Annotated in this window: 20 protein-coding genes and 1 tRNA gene; 16 read left to right on the top strand and 5 right to left on the bottom strand. The window is 72.6% G+C overall.

Annotation, left to right across the window (positions count from 1 at the left end; all coding sequences use genetic code 11):
• Window positions 1–120: 120 nt before the first annotated feature.
• Window positions 121–3009, top strand: coding sequence for a penicillin acylase family protein (locus ACFYXE_RS32765; protein WP_389318858.1), 2889 nt, complete (start codon window positions 121–123; stop codon window positions 3007–3009).
• A 90-nt stretch (window positions 3010–3099) separates the two neighbouring features.
• Here ACFYXE_RS32765 and ACFYXE_RS32760 read toward each other — a convergent pair whose 3' ends face one another.
• Window positions 3100–3741, bottom strand: a complete 642-nt coding sequence (locus ACFYXE_RS32760; protein ID WP_389318856.1) for a 5-formyltetrahydrofolate cyclo-ligase — start codon at window positions 3739–3741, stop codon at window positions 3100–3102.
• A 93-nt stretch (window positions 3742–3834) separates the two neighbouring features.
• Between ACFYXE_RS32760 and galU the strand changes: the two genes are divergently transcribed.
• The 9 genes from galU (at window position 3835) to ACFYXE_RS32715 (ending at window position 11366) form a co-directional block, all read left to right on the top strand.
• Window positions 3835–4746 (top strand): UTP--glucose-1-phosphate uridylyltransferase GalU, encoded by a 912-nt coding sequence (gene galU / locus ACFYXE_RS32755; RefSeq protein WP_389318854.1) that lies wholly within the window; start codon window positions 3835–3837, stop codon window positions 4744–4746.
• 4 nt (window positions 4747–4750) lie between these two features.
• On the top strand, window positions 4751–6097 hold the full coding sequence (gene glp, locus ACFYXE_RS32750) for a gephyrin-like molybdotransferase Glp (protein WP_389318852.1): 1347 nt from the start codon (window positions 4751–4753) through the stop codon (window positions 6095–6097).
• 84 nt (window positions 6098–6181) lie between these two features.
• Window positions 6182–6706, top strand: a complete 525-nt coding sequence (gene moaC / locus ACFYXE_RS32745) for a cyclic pyranopterin monophosphate synthase MoaC (RefSeq protein ID WP_389318850.1) — start codon at window positions 6182–6184, stop codon at window positions 6704–6706.
• A complete protein-coding gene (locus ACFYXE_RS32740; RefSeq protein WP_389318848.1) occupies window positions 6703–7266 on the top strand; it encodes a molybdenum cofactor biosynthesis protein B in 564 nt (187 codons plus the stop codon). The genes moaC and ACFYXE_RS32740 overlap by 4 nt, the downstream gene beginning before the upstream one ends.
• On the top strand, window positions 7263–7886 hold the full coding sequence (locus ACFYXE_RS32735; RefSeq protein WP_389318907.1) for a GNAT family N-acetyltransferase: 624 nt from the start codon (window positions 7263–7265) through the stop codon (window positions 7884–7886). Before ACFYXE_RS32740 ends, ACFYXE_RS32735 begins: the two co-directional genes overlap by 4 nt.
• 218 nt (window positions 7887–8104) lie before the next feature.
• Window positions 8105–9385 (top strand): gephyrin-like molybdotransferase receptor GlpR, encoded by a 1281-nt coding sequence (gene glpR / locus ACFYXE_RS32730; protein WP_389318846.1) that lies wholly within the window; start codon window positions 8105–8107, stop codon window positions 9383–9385.
• A gap of 85 nt (window positions 9386–9470) precedes the next feature.
• Window positions 9471–9544: transfer RNA gene (locus ACFYXE_RS32725), tRNA-Ala, on the top strand.
• 135 nt (window positions 9545–9679) lie between these two features.
• Window positions 9680–10138 (top strand): hypothetical protein, encoded by a 459-nt coding sequence (locus ACFYXE_RS32720; RefSeq protein ID WP_389318844.1) that lies wholly within the window; start codon window positions 9680–9682, stop codon window positions 10136–10138.
• A 16-nt stretch (window positions 10139–10154) separates the two neighbouring features.
• On the top strand, window positions 10155–11366 hold the full coding sequence (locus tag ACFYXE_RS32715) for a HAMP domain-containing protein (RefSeq protein ID WP_389318842.1): 1212 nt from the start codon (window positions 10155–10157) through the stop codon (window positions 11364–11366).
• 36 nt (window positions 11367–11402) lie between these two features.
• Here the strand turns inward: ACFYXE_RS32715 and ACFYXE_RS32710 are convergent, their stop codons facing one another.
• Complete coding sequence (locus tag ACFYXE_RS32710; RefSeq protein WP_389318840.1) at window positions 11403–11915, bottom strand: GNAT family N-acetyltransferase; 513 nt, start codon at window positions 11913–11915, stop codon at window positions 11403–11405.
• A 68-nt stretch (window positions 11916–11983) separates the two neighbouring features.
• Here ACFYXE_RS32710 and ACFYXE_RS32705 point away from each other — a divergent pair, with 68 nt between their 5' ends.
• A complete protein-coding gene (locus tag ACFYXE_RS32705; protein WP_389318838.1) occupies window positions 11984–12775 on the top strand; it encodes an exodeoxyribonuclease III in 792 nt (263 codons plus the stop codon).
• Window positions 12776–12948: 173 nt separating this feature from the next.
• The gene (locus tag ACFYXE_RS32700; RefSeq protein ID WP_389318836.1) at window positions 12949–13968 is read left to right on the top strand and encodes a DUF6528 family protein; all 1020 of its coding nucleotides are present in this window, start codon (window positions 12949–12951) and stop codon (window positions 13966–13968) included.
• Between the two features lie 74 nt (window positions 13969–14042).
• Here the strand turns inward: ACFYXE_RS32700 and ACFYXE_RS32695 are convergent, their stop codons facing one another.
• Window positions 14043–14669, bottom strand: a complete 627-nt coding sequence (locus ACFYXE_RS32695; RefSeq protein WP_361176744.1) for a MerR family transcriptional regulator — start codon at window positions 14667–14669, stop codon at window positions 14043–14045.
• 228 nt (window positions 14670–14897) lie between these two features.
• Between ACFYXE_RS32695 and ACFYXE_RS32690 the strand changes: the two genes are divergently transcribed.
• The 3 genes from ACFYXE_RS32690 to ACFYXE_RS32680 are packed head-to-tail and all read left to right on the top strand — an operon-like array spanning window position 14898 to window position 18243.
• Window positions 14898–16445: a flavin-containing monooxygenase gene (locus ACFYXE_RS32690; RefSeq protein ID WP_389318834.1), complete on the top strand. Its 1548-nt coding sequence runs from the start codon at window positions 14898–14900 to the stop codon at window positions 16443–16445.
• Window positions 16442–17368, top strand: coding sequence for an alpha/beta fold hydrolase (locus ACFYXE_RS32685; protein ID WP_389318832.1), 927 nt, complete (start codon window positions 16442–16444; stop codon window positions 17366–17368). The genes ACFYXE_RS32690 and ACFYXE_RS32685 overlap by 4 nt, the downstream gene beginning before the upstream one ends.
• Window positions 17365–18243, top strand: a complete 879-nt coding sequence (locus ACFYXE_RS32680; RefSeq protein WP_361176732.1) for an SDR family oxidoreductase — start codon at window positions 17365–17367, stop codon at window positions 18241–18243. Before ACFYXE_RS32685 ends, ACFYXE_RS32680 begins: the two co-directional genes overlap by 4 nt.
• Before the next feature lie 137 nt (window positions 18244–18380).
• Here the strand turns inward: ACFYXE_RS32680 and ACFYXE_RS32675 are convergent, their stop codons facing one another.
• Both ACFYXE_RS32675 and ACFYXE_RS32670 read right to left on the bottom strand, forming a co-directional pair.
• Window positions 18381–18587 (bottom strand): hypothetical protein, encoded by a 207-nt coding sequence (locus tag ACFYXE_RS32675; protein ID WP_361176730.1) that lies wholly within the window; start codon window positions 18585–18587, stop codon window positions 18381–18383.
• Between the two features lie 126 nt (window positions 18588–18713).
• Window positions 18714–22115 carry a S41 family peptidase gene (locus ACFYXE_RS32670; protein WP_389318829.1) on the bottom strand — a complete coding sequence of 1134 codons (3402 nt, stop codon included), beginning with the start codon at window positions 22113–22115 and terminating at the stop codon, window positions 18714–18716.
• Between the two features lie 170 nt (window positions 22116–22285).
• On the opposite strand from ACFYXE_RS32670, the gene ACFYXE_RS32665 reads away from it, so the two are divergent.
• Window positions 22286–22876, top strand: coding sequence for a TetR/AcrR family transcriptional regulator (locus tag ACFYXE_RS32665; protein WP_361176726.1), 591 nt, complete (start codon window positions 22286–22288; stop codon window positions 22874–22876).
• The last annotated feature ends 11 nt before the right edge of the window (window positions 22877–22887 follow it).

Raw genomic sequence — 22887 nt, 5'->3', positions numbered from 1 at the left:
TCCTGACTCCGCGTCCGGAGCCGCAACGCCCTGCGCCTATGGTTGCTCCAGCGCTCCCAGAGCCGCCCAGTCGACAGCACAGCCCGCCCTGCCGCTCGCGTAAGGACAGCAAGGACAGCGATGCCCTCCAACACCACCGCCTCTTCCGGCCATAAGTCCGGCAAGAAGAAGGGGCGCCGAGCCCGCCTCGTCGTGATCGTCCTGGTCCTGGCCATCGTCGGAGGCATCGGCTTCGGCGCGTACTGGAGCGTCAGCACCGTGCGCGCCTCCTTCCCGCAGACCAAGGGAACGATCAAGCTCGACGGGCTCGCCGGCCCGGTCGACGTGAAGCGGGACGGAAACGGAATCCCGCAGATCTACGCCGAGTCCGACGACGACCTCTTCATGGCGCAGGGCTTCGTCCAGGCGCAGGACCGCTTCTGGGAGATGGACGTACGTCGTCACATGACCTCCGGACGGCTCTCCGAGATGTTCGGCAAGGGTCAGGTCAAGACCGATGAGTTCCTGCGCACGCTCGGCTGGCACCGGGTGGCGAAGAAGGAGTACGACACCAAGCTCTCGCCGGAGACGAAGAAGTACCTCCAGGCGTACGCCAAGGGAGTCAACGCCTACCTCGACGGCAAGGACGGCAAGGACATCTCCGTCGAGTACGCGGCGCTCGGCTTCGAGAACGACTACAAGCCGCAGAAGTGGACGCCGGTCGACTCCGTGGCCTGGCTCAAGGCCATGGCCTGGGACCTGCGCGGCAACATGCAGGAGGAGATCGACCGCTCCCTGATGACGAGCCGCCTCGGCCCCTCGCAGATCAAGGACCTGTACCCGGCCTACCCGTACAAGCGGAACAAGCCGATCGTCCAGGAGGGCGCCTACAACAGCGCCACCGAGGAGTACGACCCCAAGAGCACCGCCTCCTCGTCCGGCACGCCGGGAGGCAACGGCACGGGAACGGGTACCGGAACCGGTACGGGTAGCGGCACAGGCACAGGCACAGGCACAGGCACAGGCACCGGCACCGGCACAGGCACAGGCACAGGCACCGGAACGGGCACGGGTACCTCCGGCGCCGGTGGCACCGCCGGTACCGGCCTCGCGGGCGGCACGCAGGCCCCGGACGGGATGACCTCGCAGCTCTCGGGCCTCTCCGATGCCCTGGACGAGGTCCCGGCGATCCTCGGCCCGAACGGCAACGGCATCGGCTCGAACTCCTGGGTCGTCTCCGGCGACCACACCATCACCGGCAAGCCGCTGCTGGCGAACGACCCGCACCTGGCCCCGCAGCTGCCCTCCGTCTGGTACCAGATGGGCCTGCACTGCCGGTCGGTCTCCGACAAGTGCCAGTACGACGTCTCGGGCTACACCTTCTCCGGCATGCCGGGCGTGGTCATCGGCCACAACCAGGACATCGCCTGGGGCATGACCAACCTCGGCGCCGACGTCACGGACCTGTACCTGGAGAAGTTCACCGGGGACGGGTACCAGTACGGCGGCAAGGTGCTGCCCTTCCGGTCGCGCGAGGAGACCATCAAGGTCGCGGGCGGCAGCTCGAAGAAGATCACGGTCCGTGAGACCAACAACGGGCCGCTGATCTCCGACCGGGACGACGAGCTGGTCAAGGTCGGCAGGAAGGCCCACGTGGACGCCGCGGCCCCGGACCGGGGCGACGGCTACGGAGTGGCCCTGCGCTGGACCGCGCTGAACCCCGGCAAGTCCATGGACGCCGTCTTCGAGCTGAACAAGGCGAAGAACTTCACGGAGTTCCGCAAGGCGGCCGCCTCCTTCGAGGTGCCCTCCCAGAACCTGATCTACGCCGACACCGACGGCAACATCGGCTACCAGGCACCCGGCAGGATCCCGACCCGCGGCAAGGGCGACGGCTCGCTGCCCGCGCCGGGCTGGGACCCCGCCTACCGCTGGACCGGCTACATCCCGCAGCGCGCGCTGCCCTACGAGTACAACCCGAAGCGCGGCTACATCGTCACCGCCAACCAGGCCGTGATCGACAAGGACAAGTACCCCTACAAGCTGACCGCGGACTGGGGCTACGGAGCGCGCAGCCAGCGGATCGACGACCTCATCCAGTCGAAGATCAAGAACGGCGGCAAGATCTCCACCGAGGACATGCGCCTCATGCAGATGGACAACAGCAGCGAGATCGCCAAGCTGCTGGTGCCCAAGCTGCTGAAGATCGACGTCAAGGACAAGTACGTCCGCGAGGCGCAGCAGCTCCTGGAGGGCTGGGACTACACGCAGGACGCCGACTCGGCGGCCGCCGCGTACTTCAACTCGGTCTGGCGCAACATCCTCAAGCTGGCCTTCGGCAACAAGCTCCCCAAGGAGCTGCGCGTCAAGGGCCAGTGCCTCAACGTCGAGCCGGCGGGCAACACCGGCCCGGCCGACGAGGGCGAGAAGGTGCGCGAGTGCGGCCAGCGGGACCCCGACGCGGCCCAGCCGGACGGCGGCGACCGCTACTACGAGGTGATCCGCCGGATCATCGACGACGAGAAGAACGCCTGGTGGCAGGCGCCGAAGACGCGTACCGACGACGAGACCAAGACCCGCGACCAGCTGTTCAAGCGGGCTCTCGAGGACGCGCGCTGGGACCTGACGGCCAAGCTCGGCAAGGACGCCGACACCTGGAGCTGGGGCCGTCTGCACCGCCTCACGCTGAAGAACCAGACGCTCGGCACCGAGGGTCCCGGCTGGCTGCAGTTCGTGCTCAACCGCGGCCCGTGGAACCTCGGCGGCGGCGAGGCCGCGGTCAACGCGACCGGCTGGAACGCGGCGGGCGGCTACGGCGTGGTCTGGGTGCCGTCGATGCGCATGGTGGTGAACCTCAAGGACCTCGACAAGTCCAAGTGGATCAACCTCACCGGCGCCTCGGGGCACGCGTACAACGACCACTACACCGACCAGACCGACAAGTGGGCCAAGGGCGAACTGCTGCCCTGGTCCTTCACGGAGAAGGCGGTCGAGGGCAGCACGGGCGACAAGCTGGTGCTGCGCCCCTGACGGTCCTCCACGGCGCATCCTGAAAGGGCCCTCCACGCACGCGTGGAGGGCCCTTTCGGCGTTCCGGGCGCCCCGGCGGATCGGCGGGGCTCAGCGGAAGCGGCGCACCCCGGACGGCGTCACCACGGCGTGCACCGGCCGGTCGTGCGCCTCCGCGGGGACGCGCGCGACGACTTCGGAGTCGTACAGGAGCACCACCAGGGCGGGATCGGCGTCCGCGCGCTCCAGGCGGGCCAGGACCCGGTCGTACGATCCGCCGCCGCGCCCGAGCCGCATGCCGCGCGCGTCCACGGCGAGTCCCGGCAGCAGCACGGCGTCCGCCGCGAGCACCGCGTCCGGCCCGAGCCGGTCGCCGGACGGCTCCAACAGCTGCATCTTCCCCTTGTGTTGCACGGGGGTCAGCGAGCCCGCGCCCCCGTAGCGGCCCCAGTCCAGGTCGTTGTCCGGCAGGAGCACCGGGAGCAGGACGCGGGTCCCGCGCGCGTGCAGGGCGTCGAGCAGGGCGCGCGTGCCCGGTTCGCCGCCCACGGACACGTACGCCGCCACGGTCCGCGCCCCGGCGAGTTCCGGCAGCTCCAGCGCGCGCTCGGCGAGAACCGCGGCCGCCGTCCGTGCGTCATCCCCAGTCAACCCGCTCCTCACCGCGAGGAAGTCCCGCCGCAACGTCCGCTTGGTTGGCTGACCCTCGGCTTCGGCACCGCTGGTTTCGCTGGTTCCACTGGTTCCGCTCATGCGGATCTCACCATTCCTTCCTGTTCGGCGCATATGCCCACGAATTATCCGGACCCACAGATTCCGCACATACGCACCGGATATGGTGGCGCCATGACTGAGTCTCAGCCCCCCCACAACCGGATCACCAAGGCGGTCATCCCGGCCGCAGGTCTCGGTACGCGGTTCCTGCCGGCCACCAAGGCGACTCCCAAGGAGATGCTTCCGGTCGTCGACAAGCCCGCGATCCAGTACGTGGTCGAGGAGGCCGTGTCCGCGGGTCTCGACGACGTCCTCATGATCACCGGTCGCAACAAGCGTCCGCTGGAGGACCACTTCGACCGCAACTACGAGCTGGAGTCCGCCCTCCTGAAGAAGGGCGACGAGGCCCGGCTGGCCAAGGTCCAGGAGTCCAGCGACCTCGCGACGATGCACTACGTGCGCCAGGGCGACCCCAAGGGGCTGGGGCACGCCGTCCTGTGCGCCGCTCCGCACGTCGGCCAGGAGCCGTTCGCCGTGCTCCTCGGCGACGACCTCATCGACCCGCGCGACCCCCTGCTGGCCCGCATGGTCGAGATCCAGGAGCAGCACGGCGGCAGCGTCGTCGCCCTCATGGAGGTCGATCCCGAGCAGATCCACCTGTACGGCTGCGCGGCCGTCGAGGCCACCGAGGACGGCGACGTCGTCAGGGTCACCGACCTGGTCGAGAAGCCCGACGTCGCCGACGCGCCGTCGAACTACGCGGTCATCGGCCGCTATGTCCTCGACCCCCATATCTTCGAGGTGCTGCGCAAGACCGAGCCGGGCCGCGGCGGCGAGATCCAGCTCACCGACGCCCTCCAGCAGCTCGCGTACGACGAGAAGGTCGGCGGCCCGGTGCACGGCGTGGTCTTCCAGGGCCGCCGCTATGACACCGGTGACCGGGGCGACTATCTGCGTGCCATTGTCAGACTCGCGTGCGAACGTGAAGATCTGGGACCGGACTTCCAGGCCTGGCTTCGCCGTTACGTCACCGAGGAGATGTAGCACTTTGAGCAGCAGCACGACGACACCGACCACCGACCACCAGCCCTTCTGGTCGGTGGAAGAGCATCTGGACGACATCCTCGGGACCGTCCGCCCGCTCGAACCCATCGAGCTCCAACTCCTCGACGCCCAGGGCTGTGTCCTGGTCGAGGACGTCACGGTGCCCGTCTCGCTGCCGCCCTTCGACAACAGCTCCATGGACGGGTACGCGGTACGGGTCGCCGATGTCGCGGGCGCGAGCGAGGAGTTCCCCGCCGTCCTGACCGTCATCGGCGACGTCGCGGCGGGCGCGGGCGAGCAGCCCACCGTCGGCGCGGGCCAGGCGGCCCGCATCATGACCGGCGCCCCGCTGCCGCCCGGCGCCGAGGCGGTCGTGCCCGTCGAGTGGACCGACGGCGGGCTCGGCGAGGGCCCCGTCGCCGGCATGCGCGCCCACAGCGCCGCCCCCGAGGGCGCCTCCGGAGAGGTCCGGGTGCACCGTTCCGCCGAGGCCCGCGCGCACGTGCGGGCCCGCGGCAGCGACGTGCGGGCCGGTGACCGCGCGCTGGCCGCCGGCGCCGTCCTCGGGCCCCCGCAGATCGCGCTGCTCGCCGCGATCGGCCGCGGCACGGTGAAGGTCCGCCCCCGCCCGCGCGTGGTCGTCATGTCCACCGGCAGCGAACTGATCCAGCCCGGCGAGGAATTGGCGAGCGGCCAGATCTACGACTCCAACAGCTTCGCCCTCACCGCCGCCGCCCGCGACGCCGGAGCCATCGCCTACCGCGTGGGCGCCGTCGCCGACGACGCCGAGACGCTGCGCTCCACCATCGAGGACCAGCTGATCCGCGCCGACCTCATCGTCACCACGGGCGGCGTCAGCGTCGGCGCGTACGACGTCGTGAAGGAGGCCCTGACCTCCGTCGGCGGCCCCGACGAGGAGGACGGCATCGGGGCGGGCAGCGGCGTGGAGTTCCGCAAGGTCGCCATGCAGCCGGGCAAGCCGCAGGGCTTCGGCTCCATCGGCCCCGACCACACCCCGCTGCTCGCGCTGCCGGGCAACCCGGTCTCCTCGTACGTCTCCTTCGAGCTCTTCGTGCGCCCCGCCATCCGCACCCTCATGGGCCTGCCCGGGGTGCACAGGCCCACCGCGCGCGCGGAGCTGGCGGCGGACAAGTCGCTGCACTCGCCCGCGGGCCGCCGCCAGTTCCTGCGCGGCCGGTACGAGGCGGACAGCGGCCGGGTGACGCCCGTCGGCGGCTCCGGCTCGCACCTGATCGCCGCCCTGGCGCACGCCGACGCGCTCATCGTCGTCCCCGAGGACACCACCTCCGTGGAGCCCGGCGCGGACGTCGAGGTGGTCCTGCTCGGCTGAGGAGCCCGTCCGCGCGGTACCGTGTCGCGCACAACAGGCCCGCGCGCCGCACCGCGCGGGGCCCGGACCGGGAGCGCCAAGCACATGACCGCGATTTCCCGGGGGGACACCCCCGGAGCCCCTGAGCAGCAGCGACTGACCCACATCGACGAGGCGGGCGCGGCCCGCATGGTCGACGTGTCCGCCAAGGACGTGACGGCGCGCACCGCCCGCGCCAGTGGCCGGGTGCGGGTCTCGCCGCGCGTGATCGAGCTGCTGCGCGGCGAGGGAGTGCCCAAGGGCGACGCCCTGGCCACCGCGCGGATCGCGGGCATCATGGGGGCCAAACGCACGCCGGACCTGATCCCGCTCTGCCACCCGCTGGCCGTCTCCGGGGTCAAGCTCGACCTCTCCGTGGCCGACGACGCCGTCGAGATCGTCGCGACGGTCAAGACGACCGACCGCACGGGCGTCGAGATGGAGGCCCTCACCGCGGTGAGCGTCGCCGCCCTCACCGTGGTCGACATGGTGAAGGCCGTCGACAAGGGCGCCGTCATCAGCGAGGTCCGGGTGGAGGAGAAGACGGGCGGCAAGTCCGGGGTCTGGAGCCGCGAAGGGGCACAGGAATGAGCGACCGGAACACCCCCGGGAGCGGGCCGGGCGGCAGCGCGCAGGCCGACGGCGCCGCGGCGGCTCCGTACCGCGCGCTCGTCGTGACCGCCTCCAACCGCGCCGCCGCCGGGATCTATCCCGACCGCGGCGGACCGATCCTCGCCGAGGGCCTGGCCGCGCTCGGCTTCGCCGTCGAGGGGCCGCAGGTCGTCCCGGACGGCGAGCCGGTCGGGCAGGCCCTGCGCGCGGGCGTCGAGGCGGGCCACGACGTCATCCTGACCACCGGCGGTACCGGCATCTCGCCCACCGACCGCACCCCCGACGTCACCCGCGCCCTCCTGGACCACGAAGTGCCGGGCATCGGGGAGGCGATCCGCGCGTACGGCAGGGACAAGGTCCCGACGGCCGTGCTGTCGCGGGGCGTCGCCGGGGTCGCGGGCCGCACGCTGATCGTGAACCTGCCGGGCTCCTCCGGCGGCGTGCGCGACGGGCTCGCCGTCCTGGAGCCCCTGCTGCGGCACGCCGTGGACCAGCTGCGCGGCGGCGACCATCCCGCTCCGCCCGGGGGTGCGAGCTGAACAGCCCTTCCTGGCCCGTCGAGCTGACGGACGGCGACATCGCCCTCCGCCCCATAAAGATGCGCGACCAGCGGGCCTGGCGCGAGGTCAACCGGCGCAACCGCGACTGGCTGCGCCCCTGGGAGGCCACGATCCCGCCGCCCACCCCGAGCGGCCCGATCGTGCACCGCCCCACCTACCGCCAGATGGTCCGTCATCTGCGCACGGAGGCGGGCGCGGGCCGGATGCTGCCCTTCGTCATCGAGTACCAGGGCCGTCTCGTCGGACAGCTGACGGTCGCCGGGATCACCTGGGGCTCGATGTGCTCGGGGCACGTGGGCTACTGGGTCGACGAGTCCGTCGCGGGCCGCGGCGTGATGCCGACCGCCGTCGCGCTCGCCGTCGACCACTGCTTCCGCTCGGTCGGGCTGCACCGTATCGAGGTCTGTATTCGCCCCGAGAACGCGCCGAGCCGACGGGTCGTGGAGAAACTCGGATTCCGCGAGGAGGGGCTGCGCCCGCGGTATCTGCACATCGACGGTGCGTGGCGCGATCACCTCGTCTTCGCGCTCACGGTCGAAGAGGTACCGGAAGGGTTGTTGCGCCGCTGGCACCAGGCGCGACCTCGGAACACGGCGTAGGCCGGTTCCCCACCCCCGTAAATGAAATACGTGTTCGAAATTGATCGGTGAACGACCGTCCGAGGCGCGTATGAGTCTTGTCTCAGGCATTAATTTCACGCCGACGGCGGCCGGTTGATCGCATCAGTCACAAAAAAAGTTCGAGATATCAGCCAGATCGTGCGACACACCGGCCCAATTGGCAGATGGCCTCACGGAAACCCCTCTACCGTGTGAGCGTGAGCAGCAGCGGCCTCATCTACGCAGTCATCGTCGGGGCCTGGGCCGCCTACTTGGTGCCGATGTGGCTCCGTAGGCAGGACGAGCTGAACGAAGCCCGTCCGACGGAACGCTTCAGCACCGCCATCCGGCTGCTGTCCGGACGGGCGGGCATGGAGCGTCGTTACGCCAAGGACCTGCAAGCGCGCTCGCCCGAGGAAGGGGAGCAGCGCGACGAAGCGGACGCGATCACCGGCTCGGTGGACGTCCGTTCCTTCGCCGCGCCCCCGACCGGCACGGCGGACCCCCGGCCGGGGCGGGCGGAGCCTCCCGCGGGACGGGCCGAGCCCGCACCCCGCCAGAAGGCCCGCCCCCGCGAGCGCGAACCCGAACCCGAGCGCACCCGTGAGGCCGAGCGCACCCGTGAGCCCGAGCGGCCCCGCGAGTCCGTGCGTGAGCGCGAACCCGCCGCGGCCCCCCGGCCCAGGCCGACGCCCGCGCAGCGCGCCGCCTCCGCGGAGGCCGCCGCGCGCGCCCGCCGCAGCAAGGTCCTCGCCCGGCGCCGCCGGACGACGGTCCTTCTCTTCGTCGCCTTCACGATCGGCGCGGTCGTCGCCGGGGTCGGCGGGCTCGCCTTCCTGTGGGCGCCCGCCGCACCGGCCGTGCTGCTGAGCGCGTACATCGTCTATCTGCGCGGGCAGGAGCGGCGCCGCTTCACGTACACGATGGACCGGCGCCGGGCCGAGGTCGCGGCCCAGCGGCTGCGCGAGCGCCAGCCGCGCCGCAGGCCCACGGGCGCCGAGCCGGTCGTCGACGAACCCGCGGAGGACGGGGCGAGCCCCGGGACGGAGACCGGTCTGTCCGCGCTCGCCGCCGACCGCCGCGCCCTCGTCGAGCAGACCGACCACGCGGAGTGGGTCGACCAGCAGCGCGAGCGCCAGCGCGGCCCCGGCCGCGGCGACAGCTGGGACCCGGTCCCGGTGCCGCTGCCCACCTACGTGACGGCGCCGGTCGCCCCGCGCGCCACCGGCAGCGTCGACCTGGGCGCGCCCGACGCGTGGAGCGCGGCGCGGTCGAGCACCGCGGAGCCGACCGCCGAGCACCCGGTGGAGCACGCGGCCGAGCCCGCGCGGTCCGCCGAGGACTCCGGCGACATCGACGCGGCCGAGGGCGCCGACGCCGGCGGCGGACGCAGCGACAAGCGCCGCGCGGCGTCCGCGCGGCGGGCCCGCGAGCGCGGCCGCACGCCGCTCTTCGACCAGTACGAGGACGGCGGCAGGCCGCGCGCGGCCAACGAGTGAGGCGGTGTGAGATCCCCCTGGCTGACCAGCCAGGACCGGATTTCCGAGCACCCCGATCGGGATGCTAGAGTTTCACTCGTTGCAAGGGCCTGTGGCGCAGTCTGGTAGCGCACCTCGTTCGCATCGAGGGGGTCTGGGGTTCAAATCCCCACAGGTCCACTGCACATGAGATCCCGTCCAGTTCATCGAACTGGGCGGGATCTTTGCGTTGCGCCGACATCGTTGTGTCGACATCCGCGTCGCGCCGACACCGAAGCGCCGTGCACATTGTCCGGCTCCGGATACATTTATGGCATGCCGTCCCCTTCGAGGGCCGCCGTTCTGTGCGGCACCGCTCTCGCCGCCGTGCTCATGGGCGGGTGTGCCGAGCCGCGGGGGCTGCATGTGGAGGGGCCCGCGCTGCAGCCGTCCCGCGTGAGCGGTCCGGTGTATCTGGCCGACGCGGCGGGGCAGCCGGTGCAGCAGCCGACGCTGGTGGAGCTCACCGAGGCCGTCACGCTCTCCGAGCTGAGCTGGCGGGACTGGGGCGGCCCGACCGCGCGGGCCACCGGAAAGCTCGGCGGCCCCTGGTGCCGGCCCGGCTGCGCGAGCAGGCCCTACGACGCGACGCTCACCCTCAGCGGTCTCGAGGAGCAGGAGCGCGTGGCGTACTACCGGCGGGCCACCGTCGAGCCGAAGAAGGCCGACGAACTGCCCGCCGCCGCGGTGAACGTGCAGTTCCAGGGGATCCGGCTCTCGGTGCCGGACCTCTGAGGACGCGGGGAGCGGCATGGGACTGCGTACCAAGATCGGGATCGCCATCGCGGCCACCGCCGCGGTGGTGGCCCTGGTGATGGGCCTGCTCGTGCACCACCGCACCGTCGAGGCGCAGTACGCGGCCGCCCGCAGCCAGATCGGCGACCGGCTGCGGACCGCGGTGCAGGACCACGCGGCCGGGATCGACGGGGACCGCACCCTCATCGACCCCGTCGACCTGCCGGGCCCGCTCGCCGGGGCCGTGGCGAAGGGCCGGTGGGGCGTCTACCTCGACCGGGGCGGGCGGGTGCCGCAGCTGTGGGCGGCGAGCAGGTCCGGCAAGGAGGTCGTCGCGCTGAAGCGGCCCTACGACCGGGAGGCGGAGACCGTCCGGGACCTGGACCGGGTGCTGTGGATCTCCGGCGGGATCGGGACGGCGCTCGCCTGCGCGGCCGGGCTGCTCGTCGCCACGCGGCTCGGGAGGCGGCTGCGCACCAAGGCGGGGGCGGCGCAGCGCATCGCGGACGGCGACCTGACGGCACGGCTCCCGCTGCGCGGCAAGGACGAGATCACCCGGCTCGCGTCCGCCGTGAACACCATGGCCGACGCGCTGGCCGCACGGCTGCAGGCCGAGCGGGAGGTGACGGCGAACATCGCGCACGAGCTGCGGACCCCGGTGGCCGGGATGGTGACGGCGGCCGGACTGCTGCCGCCGGGCCGCCCCTCCGAGCTGGTGCGGGAGTCCGCGCAGCGGCTGCGGGAACTGGTCGACGACGTGATCGAGGTGGCCCGGCTCGACGGCGCGGGCGAGCAGGTCGCCGCCGAGCGGTGCGCGCTGGGGGAGCTGGTGCGCAGGTCGGCCGCCGCGGGGGCGGCGGGCGCGCCGGGCGTGACGGTGCGGGTGGTGCGGGACGCGGAGGTGGAGACGGATCCGCGGCGGGTGGAGCGGGTGGTCGCCAACCTGGTCAGCAACGCGCTGCGGCACGGGGCGGTGCCGGTGGCGGTCGAGGTCGACGCCGGGGTGGTGCGGGTGCGGGACTCCGGGGGCGGGTTCCCGGAGTCCCTGCTGGCCGGTGGGCCGCAGCGGTTCCGCAGCGGGTGCGGCGAGCGGGGAGTGGGCCTCGGCCTCGGTCTGACGATCGCGCAGGGCCAGGCGCAGGTGCTGGGCGCGGGGCTGCGGTTCGTCAATCCGGCCGACGGCGGCGCGCTGGCGGAGCTGGACCTGCGCCCGGCGGTACGGGAGTAGGGCCGGGGCGGGCCCCGGTCGCCGGGGTCGGGCGGGCTACAGCTGCTTCACGTAGCAGCGGCTGATGTCCTCGAAGCGGTAGTGGCCGAACTTCACCTCGGCGAGGGCGTAGCCGCTGGAGAGGTAGAGGGCTATCGCCTCCGGCTGCTTCGTGCCGGTCTCCAGGACCATCCGGACGCGGCCGGCCGCCCGCGCGTCGTCCTCCAGAGCGGCGAGGATGCGCCGGGCCAGGCCGAGACCGCGGGCCTGCGGGGTGACGTACATCCGCTTCAGCTCGGCGTCGCCGTCCTCGTAGCCCTCCTCGTTCTTGTCCAGGGAGCGCCAGCCGCCGGTCGCCAGGGCGGTGCCGTGCTCGTCGTAGGCGATGAGGTAGCGGCCGCGCGGCGGCTCGAACATGGTCGCGTCGAGGGGTGTGACGTCCCCGTCGTCGCCGTAGCGCTCCGCGTACTCCAGCTGCACGCTGTCGTTGAGGCGGATCGCGTCCGGGTGCGCGAAGGTGACCGTGCGCAGATGGACGGGGGCGGCGGTGTCACGAGCCTGGATAGTCATGCGCTCCATCGTACTTCTATGCGAAACGGGTGCGATTACGTCGTCCAGTGTGCCGGTATCGTGCCGGGATGCTCACTGTGACCAGCGTGAATGTGAACGGGCTGCGTGCCGCCGCCAAGAAGGGCTTCGTGGAGTGGCTCGCCGAGACCTCGGCCGATGTGCTGTGCCTGCAGGAGGTGCGGGCCGAGGAGAAGCAGCTGCCGGACGAGGTGCGGGACCCCGAGGGGTGGCACGTCGTGCACGCGCCCGCCGCCGCGAAGGGGCGGGCCGGCGTCTCGCTGTACACGCGCCGCGAGCCGGACCGCGTCCGGGTCGGCTTCGGGTCGCAGGAGTTCGACGGCAGCGGCCGGTACGTCGAGGCCGATCTGCCGGGCGTCACCGTGGCGAGCCTGTACCTGCCCTCCGGCGAGGTCGGCACCGAGCGGCAGGACGAGAAGATCCGGTTCATGGGCGAGTTCCTCGCGTACCTCAAGGAGCTCAAGGTGCGGGCCGCCGCCGAGGGGCGGCACGTGCTCGTCTGCGGCGACTGGAACATCGCCCACCGCGAGGCCGATCTGAAGAACTGGAAGGGCAACAAGAAGAACTCCGGCTTCCTGCCCGAGGAGCGCGCCTGGCTCGACGAGGTCTTCGAGGAGTACGAGGACGTCGTGCGCGCGCAGCACCCCGGCGTCGAGGGCCCCTACTCGTGGTGGTCCTACCGCGGGCGCGCCTTCGACAACGACACGGGCTGGCGCATCGACTACCAGGTGGCGACGGCCGGCCTCGCCGAGCGCGCGATCAAGGCGTACGTCGAGCGGGCCGCGAGCCACACGGAGCGGTGGAGCGACCACGCGCCCGTGACGGTGGCCTACGACCTCTAGTCCCAGGGCCCGGGAGATCCTGAGCAGCCGCCTGCCGTCGTCCATGCGGGTGGTCGGCGGCGGGACACGCTCACAAAGTCCGGTACGAGGCTGTCCCGGGACTGGGCGGCATGGCAGATTGCGGTCGCGTACATGACCAACTGCCAAGGTCCCGGGGGGACTTCATGCCGGCCATGCCATCGAGACGTGCCGTCGTGCTGGGCGCGGCGGGTGCCGGGGCCGCGGCGGCGCTGCCCGCCGCGCGCGCGGACGCGGCGGGCGGCGACGGCGGGGCGCCCGCCGGGACGCCGCCCGTCCTGCTGACCGAGCAGGCGAGCAGGCGGCTGCTCGTGCTCGACCCGCGGCGGCGCGTGTGGGACCCGGCGGCCGACGCCTCCGTCGTGCGCTGGCAGTTCTCGCCGCTCGGCGACCCGCGCTACCGCGACCTGAGCCCCGAGCTGAGCTGGGTCTACCCGTGCGAGGCGAAGGTGCGCAGGCACCGGCGGCGCACCTACGTCCTGACGACCGCGTCGTTCGGCTTCGTCGCCGTCGTCGAGCACCCGACCGGCCGGCGGTACTGGGGCACGGTGATCGGACCCGGCGACGACCTGTTCAACCCGCACAGCGCCGAGCTGCTGCCCGACGGCAACGTGGCCGTCGCGTGCAGCACGGGCGCGCGGGTGCGGCTGTACGCGGCCTCGCAGGGGCCGCGCGCCACCCGGTTCGCCGAGGCCGAACTCAAGGGCGCGCACGCGCTGCACTGGGACGCCGCGCTCGGGCTCCTGTGGGCACTCGGCGACGACGAGCTGGTGACGTACGCGGTGGGCGGCACGGCCGCGCGGCCCGCGCTGGCCAGGACGTCCACGCTCGGTCTGCCGGCCAGCACGCCCGGGCGCACCCCCGGCGGGCACGATCTGTTCCCGGTCGCCGGGCGGCCGGGGCGCCTGTGGGTGACGACCAACGCGGCGGTGTTCCAGTACGACAAGAAGAGCCGCACGTTCGTGCAGGACTTCGCCGGGGCCGCGGAGATCTCCCGCAAGTCCGTGAAGGCCGTCGGCGACGACCCGCGCACCGGGCAGGTCGTGACCACCGTGCCGGAGAGCGGGCTCGGCGAGACCTGGTGGACCACGACGGTGAGCGTGCACCGGCCGCAGAGCAGCTACCGGTACGTCAACGGCGGTATCTACAAGGCACGTTGGTGGCTGCCGGTCTGATCTGACGGTGCAGGCGGTGCAGGCGGTGCGGGCTGTGTCGGTGGCCGGTCCCGCGCGGTGCGGGGGCGGCGCGGTCAGGTCTGCTTGAGGCGGCGGTCCAGGGCCATCGAGAGCTCCGCCTCCACCACGCTCTTGGCCAGCGGGCGCAGCTGTTCGATGTCGACGGCCGCCGTGGCGGGCGTGTGGGTGCGCATGACCGCGATGAACAACCCCGCGAGCGCGTCCGCGTGTTCGCGCACGCGCTGGCCCGCCTCCAGGACGGCGGCGAGCGGAACTCCCTTGCGCACCAGGGTGGATGAGGCCTCCAGCAGGCGGCGGCTGATGTGCACGAGCTCGTCGCCGTCGGTGCCGAGGTAGCCGAGGTCCATGGCGGCGGCGAGGTTCTCGGGGGTGACCTCGCCCGCGAAGTGGTCGGCGAGTTCCTCGGGGGTGAGGCGGACCGGCTGCTCCTCGGTGGGCTCGCCGAAGCCGAGGAGCTCGCCGACGTCCCGGCCCTTCTCGAAGGCGTCGGCGAGCTCGGCGATGCCGTTCAGGGTGTGGCCGCGCTCCAGGAGGGCGGCGATCGTGCGCAGCCGGGCCAGGTGGTGCTCGTCGTACCAGGCGATGCGGCCCTCGCGGCGCGGCGGCGGGATCAGGCCGCGCTCGCGGTAGAAGCGCACGGTGCGCACGGTGATGCCGGCCTCCCTGGCCAGCTCCTCCATGCGGTACTCGCGTACGTCGCCGTCCGGTGTGCTCCCGCGTCCGCCTTCTCGTTCGTCTGCCACGCGGGAAGCCTAGGGCCTGTCCGGGCCCGGGCCGCCGGTACCGCCGGTAACTTTCCCCCGCCCTACCCCTACCCATGAGTACGCGACTGGCTTACGCTCCCAATTGTGCCAGTGACTACTGGCAGGGTTCGGTACTTCAGTTCGGTACTTCCGGGAGGCGGCGGAATGACAGAGCACGAGCACGTACGGGTGGCGGTGATCGGATCCGGGTTCGGTGGCCTCGGGGCCGCTGTGCGGCTGCGCCGGGAGGGCATCACCGACTTCGTCGTCCTGGAGCGGGCCGGCGCGGTGGGCGGCACCTGGCGGGACAACAGCTACCCGGGCTGCGCCTGCGACGTCCCCTCGCACCTGTACTCGTTCTCCTTCGCGCCCAACCCCGACTGGCCGCGCACCTTCTCCGGCCAGGAGCACATCCACGAGTACCTGGAGCACGTCGCCGACACCTTCCGGCTGCGCCCGCACCTTCGCCTCAACACCGAGGTGAAGCTGATGAGCTGGGACGCCGAGCGGCTGCGCTGGGTCATCGAGACCAGCGACGGCACCTACAGCGCCGACGTCGTCGTCTCCGCCACCGGGCCGCTCTCCGACCCCAAGACCCCCGACATCCCGGGCATCGACACCTTCCCCGGCAAGGTCTTCCACTCGGCCCGCTGGGACCACGACTACGACCTGCGCGGCAAGCGCGTCGCGATGATCGGCACCGGCGCCTCCGCCATCCAGATCGTGCCCGAGATCCAGAAGCAGGTCGGCAGGCTCACCCTCTTCCAGCGCACGCCCCCGTGGGTGATGCCCCGCGCCGACCGCGCCATCACCGGCGCCGAGCGCTGGCTGCACAAGCAGCTGCCCTTCACCACCCAGGCCCGGCGCGGCCTCCTGTGGGGCATCAGGGAACTGCAGGTCCAGGCGTTCACCAAGCGGCCCAACGAGCTCGGCATGGTCGAGCAGCTCGCCAAGCGGAACATGCACCGGGCCATCAAGGACCCGGCGCTGCGGGCCAAGCTGACCCCGACCTACCGCATCGGCTGCAAGCGCATCCTGCTCTCCAACGCCTACTATCCGGCGCTGGCCCGGCCGAATGTCGACGTCGTCGCCAGCGGCCTCACCGAGGTGCGCGGCAACACCGTCGTCGCCGCCGACGGCACCGAGGCCGAGGTCGACGCGATCATCTTCGGCACCGGCTTCCACGTGACGGACATGCCGATCGCCGACCGGGTCGTGGGCGACGAGGGGCACACCCTCATGGAGACCTGGAAGGACGGCATGAAGTCGCTGCGCGGGGCGACCGCGGCCGGCTTCCCCAACTGGATGACGATCATCGGCCCCAACACCGGCCTCGGGAACTCCTCGATGATCCTGATGATCGAGTCCCAGCTGAACTACCTCGCCGACTACATGCGGCAGTTGGACGTCCTCGGCGGTCGCGCCGCCCTCGCCGCCCGGCCCGCCGCCGTGGACGCCTGGAACCACCGGGTGCAGGAGCGGATGAAGCGCACCGTGTGGAACACCGGCGGCTGCAACAGCTGGTACCTCGACGAGAACGGCGTCAACACCACGGTCTGGCCCGGCACCACCACCGAGTTCCGGGCGGCGACGCGCCGGGTCGACCTCTCCGAGTACGAGGTGCTCAGGGAGCCCAAGGGGCTCAAGGCCGTGCCCGACTCCCGCACCGGCGGGCGCGGCTCCGGGACCGAGAAGGTCGAGGCCGGGGCATGAGCCGCCTCACCCACGTGACGAGCGGGCCCTACGCGCCGCCCGCCGCCGCCCGCGAACTGACCGCCGTCTCCGCCGACGGCGCCCGCCTCCACGTCGAGGTGCACGGGCCCGAGTCGGCGCCCGCCGTGGTGCTCGCGCACGGCTGGACCTGCTCGACGGCGTTCTGGGCCGCGCAGCTGCGGGACCTCGCCACCGACCACCGCGTCATCGCCTACGACCAGCGCGGGCACGGACGCAGCGCCGCGCCCGCCGCCGACGGCTACAGCACGCGTGCCCTCGCCGACGACCTGGAAGCCGTCCTCGCGGCGACGCTCGCGCCGGGCGAACAGGCCGTCCTCGTGGGGCACTCCATGGGCGGCATGACGATCATGGCGGCGGGCGGCCGGGCCGCGGTGCGCGAGCACGCCGCGGCCGTCCTGCTGTGCAGCACGGGCAGTTCGGCGCTGGTCGCCGAGGCGACCGTGGTGCCGCTGCTGCGCGCCGGGCGGGCGCGCACCCGGATCACCCGGTCCGTGCTCGGCTCGCGCGCGCCGCTCGGCCCGGTCACGCCGCTGGCCCGGCGGATCCTGCGGTACGCCACGATGGGGCCCGGCGCGGCGCCGGACCGGGTCGAGGCCTGTGCGCGGATCGTGCACGCCTGCCCGCGCGATGTCCGGTACGGCTGGTCGCACGTCCTGGAGTCGCTCCAGCTCGACGTCGAGGTCGGTGAACTGCGGCTGCCGACCGCGGTGCTCGCCGGCACCGCCGACCGGCTCACGCCCGTCGTCCACGCGCGCCGCCTCGCGGCCGCGCTGCCCCGGTGCGTGGGGCTCACCGAACTGACCGGCGCCGGGCACATGACGCCCGTGGAGGCGCCGGAGGCCGTCAGCGGGCGGATCAGGGAACTCGTCGCAACGTACATACAGGTCAAGGAGGGCGCATGAGCAGGGTCAGCCTGGAGGGGCAGGTCGCGGTCGTCACGGGCGCGGCGCGCGGAGTCGGTGAGCTGCTCGCCCGCAAGCTGTCGGCGCGCGGCGCGAAGGTCGCCCTCGTCGGCCTGGAGCCGGACGAGCTGAAGCAGGTGTCGGAGCGGCTGCACACGGAGTCCGCGCACTGGCACGCGGACGTCACCGACCACGTGGCGATGGCGCGGGTCGCCCAGGAGGTCAAGCAGCACTTCGGCAAGGTCGACATCGTCGTCGCCAACGCGGGCGTCGCCAGCGGCGGGCCCTTCCTGGAGTCCGATCCCGACGCGTGGCGCCGGGTCATCGAGGTCAACCTCATCGGCAGCGCGGTCACCGGGCGGGCCTTCCTGCCCGTCCTCATGGAGAGCCGCGGCTATCTGCTGCAGATCGCCTCGCTCGCCGCGATCACGCCGGCGCCGATGATGACGGCGTACTGCGCGTCCAAGTCCGGCGTCGAGGCGTACGCGCACTCGCTGCGGGCGGAGGTCGGCTACAAGGGCGTCAGGGTCGGCGTCGGCTACCTCTCCTGGACCGACACGGACATGGTGCGGGGGGCCGATCAGGACGACGTGATGCGGGAGTTGCGCCAGCGGCTGCCGTGGCCGTCCAACAAGACGTACCCGCTGGGTCCCGCGGTCGACCGGATCGTGGCCGGCATCGAGCGCCGTTCCAGCCATGTGTACGCGCAGTGGTGGCTGCGGGGGATGCAGGGCATCCGGGGCTACCTGCCCTCGGTCATCGGGTCCGTCGGCCAGCGCGAGATGAAGCGGTTCGAGCCGCGGCTCGGGACGGTGTCGACGGGGCTCGTGGGGGCGGGGGGCTCGGCGGACGAGAAGGCCCGGGCGAACTCCTAGCGGAGAGCGGAGAGCGGAGAGCGGAGAGCGGAGAGCGGAGAACGGGGAACGGGGAACGGGGACAGGGAAGCGGAGGAACGGAGAAGAGGCCCGCCCGGCGTCCCGGGGGGCCTCTTCTGGTCGAGCGCAGTGCAACGTCAGGCGTCGTAGTCCTGGTTGAACTTGTCCTGCTGCTCCTGCGCCGCGTCCCTGGCCTGGTCCGGGGCCTGAGAGGCACGGTCGCGCGCTTCGTCGCGGGCCTGCGAGGCACGCTCGCTCGCCTCGTCGCCCTTCGCGCCGCCCATGTCCTTCGCCTTGTTGGCGAGGTCCTGAGCCTTGTCCTGGAACTGGTCCTTGATGCCCATGCGATTCACTCCCGTTGTTGGGTGAGGGGGATGGGGCCTCGACCAGATTTGCACGACCGGACATTCCTCGCATTTCGATCATGACGCAGCGTGTCGGTGACCGGTCGCGGGCCCCTCGGGGGCCGGTCAGGGGCGGGGCGGCAGCGGCGGCCTGCTGCGGTCGGGTACGTCCGAGTAACCGGGCGGATCGGCGGCCGGCTCCCGCTCCAGGAGATCCAGCGCGAGGCGTACCGCGTCGTCGAGTTGGGCGTGCCGCCCCTCCGCCCAGTCCAGCGGCGTACGCAGCGCGTCGAGGTCCGGGGAGACGCCGTGGTTCTCCACGCCCCACCCGTACGCGTCGAACCAGCCCGCGTTCATCGGCACCGTGATCACCGTCCCGTCGCCGAGCGCGTGCCGCCCGGTCATGCCGACCACGCCGCCCCAGGTGCGCTGCCCCACGACGGGGCCGAGCCCGAGCAGCTTGAAGGCCGCCGTGATCATGTCGCCGTCCGAGGACGTCGCCTCGTCGGCGAGCGCCACGACCGGTCCGCGGGGCGCGTTCGAGGCGTACGAGACGGGCTGGGCGTTGCGCGTGAGGTCCCAGCCGAGGATCTTGCGGGTCAGCTTCTCGACGACGAGCTCGCTGATGTGGCCGCCCGCGTTGCCGCGCACGTCCACGATGAGCGCGGGCCGCGACACCTCCAGGCGCAGGTCCCGGTTGAACTGGGCCCACCCCGAGCCGCCCATGTCGGGGATGTGCAGGTAGCCGCACTTGCCGCCGCTCAACTCCCGTACGACGTCCCGGCGTTTGGCCACCCAGTCCTGATAGCGCAGGGGGCGTTCGTTGATGAGGGGGACGATCGCGACGCGGCGGGCCCGGCCCTCGCCCCCGGCGGGCAGGAAGGTGAGCTCGACCGTGGTGCCGCCCGCCGCCGCGAGCAGCGGGTAGGGGCCGGCCACCGGGTCGACCGCGCGGCCGTCGATGTGCGTGAGGACCGCGCCCTCGCGGATGCCCGCGCCGGCCAGCGGCGAGCGCGCCTTGGAGTCGGAGGAGTCGCCGGGCAGGATGCGCTGGACGGTCCAGCCCTCGTCCCTGCGCACCAGGTTGGCGCCGAGCAGGCCCATGGCGCGCTGGTAGTGCGGCGGGCCCTCGTTGCGGCGCGAGGGGGAGACGTACGCGTGCGAGGTGCCCAGCTCGCCGAGGACCTCGCGCAGCAGGTCGGCGAACTCGTCGGGGGAGGCGACGCGTTCGACCAGCGGCCGGTACTGCGCGAGCACCCCGTCCCAGTCGATGCCGCTCATGCCCGGGTCCCAGAAGTAGGCGCGGATGATGCGCCCCGCCTCGTCGAAGGACTGGCGCCACTCGGCGGCCGGGTCGACGTCGTGCAGGATGCGGCGCAGGTCGATCCAGACCGTGGTGTCGCCGTCGCCCTGCTCGGTGGCGGGCACCGCGGTCAGGTCGCCCTGGTCGACGACCACGAGCCGGGAGCCGTCGCCGCTCGGCGCGAACCAGTCGAGGTGGTCGACGAGCTGGGACTTCTTGGCCTTGGCGATGTTGAAGTACTCCAGGGTGGGGCGCCCCGAGGTGTCGGACGGGTTGGCGAAGGTCTCGCCGAGCGCGCCGGAGATCGGCCAGCGCAGCCAGACCAGGCCGCCGCCGCTGACGGGGTGCAGCGCGGAGTACTTCGACGCGGCGACCGGGAAGGGCGTCACCCGCGCCTCCAGGCCCTCGACCTCGACCGTGGTGGTGGTGCCGCCCCCGCCGCCGTCGGCCGGGTCGAGGCCGCCCGCCGCCGGGCGCCCGTCGGGCAGCAGCGCGAAGGGGGAGGGCGTCGCGGACGACAGCGGTACGAGGTAGGGGCGGCAGCCCAGCGGGAAGGACAGGTCGCCGGTGTGCACGTCGTAGACGGGGTCGAAGCCGCGCCAGGAGAGGAAGGCGAGGTAGCGGCCGTCGCGGGTGAAGACGGGGTTCTCGTCCTCGAAGCGGCCGTTGGTGACGTCCACGACGGTGCGGGGTCCGGGGCCCGCGATCCGGGCCAGCTTGATCTGCCGCAGCGAGCGGCCGATGCCCGGGTGCGACCAGGTCAGCCAGTTGCCGTCGGGGGAGAAGGCGAGGTCGCGGACCGGGCCGTTGACGGAGCGGATCAGCTCGGTGACCTCGCCGTCACCGTCCCCGCCCGTCCCGCCGTCCCCGATCGTCCCGCTGTCCCCGATCGTCCCGCTGTCCCCGCCCGTCCCGCCGTCCCCGGCCGCCCCGCCCTCCGCCGCGTCGGAGACCGTGAGGAGCAGCAGACGGCCGTCGTGGGAGGCGATGGCCAGGCGTTCGCCGTCGCGGTCGGCGACCATCTCCTGCACCCGGCCCAGGCCCCCGCTCGCCAGCCTGCGCGGCCCGCGGTCGCCGCTGGCCCGGGGCAGATGGGCGATCTCGACGGCGTCCTCGCCCTCGGCGTCGGTGACGTAGGCGACCTGCCCGCCGGTGCCGAGCATCTCGGGCAGCCGGACCCGTACGCCGGGGGTGTCGGAGATGGTGCGGGCCGGGCCGTCCCGGTGGGTGAGCCAGTAGAGGGAGCCGCGTATGACGACGGCGCTGGCCCGGCCCGTGGTGTCCACCGAGAGCGCGTCGACGTGCTGGGCGGCCGGCACCTGGTAGGTCCGCCGCCCGGGCCGCGGCCCGCCGAGCCGCACGTCGAGCCGGCGCGGCACGGAGTCCGGCGCGAGGCCGTCGACCAGCCAGATGTCCCCCGCGCACTGGTAGACGACGCGGGTGCCGTCACTGGCCGCGTGCCGGGCGTAGAACGTGTCGTGGTCGGTGTGGCGGCGCAGGTCGGAGCCGTCGGGCAGGCAGGAGTAGAGGTTGCCGACGCCTTCGTGGTCGGAGAGGAACGCGATGCGTCCGGACACGAACATCGGCGCGTCCAGGTGCCCGTCGAGGTCGGCGAGGATCTGCTCGCCGTGCACCCACAGACGGCCGGTCGCGCCGCCCCGGTACCGCTTCCAGGCGGCCGGTTCGTGCGGCGGCTTGCCGGTCAGGAGCAGCGTCTTACGCTCGGCCCCGCCGTCGGCCAGGCCGTCGGTGATCGCGATGTCCCAGACCGGGCCCCAGGGCAGCCGGCCGCCCGGCGAGCCGTCGACGGGCACGCTGTAGGCCCAGCAGAAGTACGAGAAGGGTTGGCCGTGCGAGGAGACGGCGAGGATGTCGCCGTCGGGGGACCAGCCGCAGACCCGGGTGTCGGTGCTGCCCCAGTACGTCAGCCGGCGCGCGGGCCCGCCGTCCACCGGGGCGAGGTGGATCTCCGGGTCGAGGCTGCGCCAGGTCGTGTACGCGATGTGGCGGCCGTCCGGCGAGAAGCGGGGGTGGCTCACCTTCGTCCGGTCGACGGTGAGCCGCCAGGCCCGGCCGGCCGGGACGCCCTGCGGGGTGAGGGGGGTCACCCACAGGTCGTCCTCGGCGGCGAAGCAGAGGCGGTCGCCGCTGAGATGCGGAAAACGCAGGTATGCGTGGTCGTCCGGGGCACTGGCGTCCTGGGCATCGTCGCGCGCGTCGGTCACCTCACCATGCTTTTCCGCCCGGCAGGCGGCGGCAACTCGTGCCGGGGGTGATCCGCGCGGTCGCGGCGGGGCGTGACGCAGCACACGTACGAAACGGTTTCGTTTCGTTAAGGGGCTGGGTAGAGTCCGGGTGGACGGAATCGTTTCGTTCGGAGCGGGAGGTGGAGATCATGACTGACGTGGCAACGACGCGACGCAGCCGGATCACGCCCGAGCGTGAGGCCGAGCTCTACGAGGCCGTGCTCGACCTGCTCCGCGAGGTCGGGTACGAGGCGCTCACCATGGACGCCGTCGCCTCCCGCACGCGCTCCAGCAAGGCCACCCTCTACCGCCAGTGGGGGAGCAAGCCGGAGCTGATCGCCAAGGCGCTGCGGCACAACAAGCCCGCGTCGCTCGCCGACATCGACACCGGATCGCTGCGCGGCGATCTGTACGAGATGGTGGCGCGCTCGGACGACTGCCAGATGGAGCGGGACGCCGCGCTCATGCGGGGCCTCTTCCACGCCATCCACGACAATCCCGAACTCCACCAGGCGCTGCGCAACCTCCTCGTCGAGCCGGAGCTCACCGGCCTGAACGACCTGCTGCGCCGGGCGGTGGACCGCGGTGAAGTGGCCGCGGACAACCCGGCGCTGGAGTACGTCGTCCACATGATGGTCGGCGGTTTCGTCGCCCGGGACCTCATCGAGGACCGCCCGGTCGACCAGCGCTTCCTCGCCTCGTACGTCGACGCCGTGATCCTCCCCGCCCTCGGCGTCTGACCTCCCCCAGC

The sequence above is a fragment of the Streptomyces sp. NPDC002564 genome, from assembly GCF_042889645.1.
Classification (GTDB): Bacteria; Actinomycetota; Actinomycetes; order Streptomycetales; family Streptomycetaceae; genus Streptomyces.
The sequence above is the reverse complement of the archived record's forward strand: the minus strand, read 5'-3'. Positions and strand labels throughout refer to the sequence as shown.